This window comes from Aequorivita xiaoshiensis (genome assembly GCF_022008395.1).
Lineage (GTDB): Bacteria > Bacteroidota > Bacteroidia > Flavobacteriales > Flavobacteriaceae > Aequorivita > Aequorivita xiaoshiensis.
Genome location: NZ_JAIRBB010000050.1, coordinates 1 through 1,064 on the forward strand (window position 1 = coordinate 1; position 1,064 = coordinate 1,064).

Sequence of the window (1,064 nt, forward strand, 5' to 3'; positions counted from 1 at the left end):
CGTTACCTGTAATTTGAAGAAAACCTATGAACAGATTTTTAACATCAATATTTTTCTTACTTTTTACAAGTTTGGGATTTGCACAAAATGGAAAAATACTGTCAAAGGAATTAGTGGATATTTCCCAAACACCGATTTGGGAAAGGATTTCTCAAGACAACCAATTACATTCAGATTTTGAGCATTTAAAAAAGTTGGATTTTTATTTTATTACTTATCAAAGTGACAGCTTAAAAGTTCGAGGAATAATTGTTGAGCCAAAAAAAGAAGGAAAATTTCCAGTTGTAATTTTTAATCGAGGTGGAAATAGAGATTTTGGCAAATTGACTATCGGAACTTTAATAATGTATACTTCAAAATTAGCCGAACAAGGTTATGTAATAATCGGAAGTAACTATCGAGAAAACGACGAATTCGGAGGTTTAGAAATAAATGACGTTCTTAATTTGACCGAAACCGTAAAAGAAATTGAGAAAGCCGATTCTAATTCTATAGGAATGTTTGGTTGGTCCCGAGGAGGAATGATGACATATTTGGCACTGCAAAAATCCGATAAAATAAAAACTGCTATTATTGGAAATGGACCAACTGATTTATTTGGAATAATTTCTGACAGACCTAAAATGGAATCTAATGTTATTGCGGAATGTGTTCCAAATTATTATGAAAATAAAGAATCGGAATTAAAAAAACGTTCAGCAATTTATTGGGCAAACGAATTAAACAAAAGTAGCAGTCTTTTAATTTTGTGTGGATCTAATGACAAAAGAGTAAATCCTGAACAAGCGGACAAAATTGCTGACAAGTTAAAAGAAGTGAAATATGATTTTGAATTAAGAAAATTCGACACAGACCATTACTTTACCGAAAAGAAAAGTGAACTAAATGATTTAGTAATAGATTGGTTCAACAAACGGCTGAAAAACTACAGGTAACAATGTATAAAAAAAATAGGGCAAGTAAGTGCTAAACTCAATGTTTCAGGCGTATTTGCGAGGTCGCCAAATCTTTTGATTTGGCTTTTAGAACAAAATATAAAACAAAATGCAAAAGATTTGGCTTGT

At 31.3% G+C, this 1,064-nt stretch carries 1 protein-coding gene; it reads left to right on the forward strand.

Annotated features, from left to right (window positions below; translation table 11 throughout):
• The first annotated feature begins 26 nt into the window (after positions 1-26).
• Positions 27-935 (forward strand): alpha/beta hydrolase family protein, encoded by a 909-nt coding sequence (locus tag K8344_RS13910; protein WP_237609281.1) that lies wholly within the window; start codon positions 27-29, stop codon positions 933-935.
• Positions 936-1,064 lie beyond the last annotated feature (129 nt).

Excerpts from the sequence above, each read along its gene's own strand:
- K8344_RS13910 (WP_237609281.1), top strand. The coding sequence starts at position 27 with ATGAACAGATTTTTAACATCAATATTTTTCTTACTTTTTACAAGTTTG.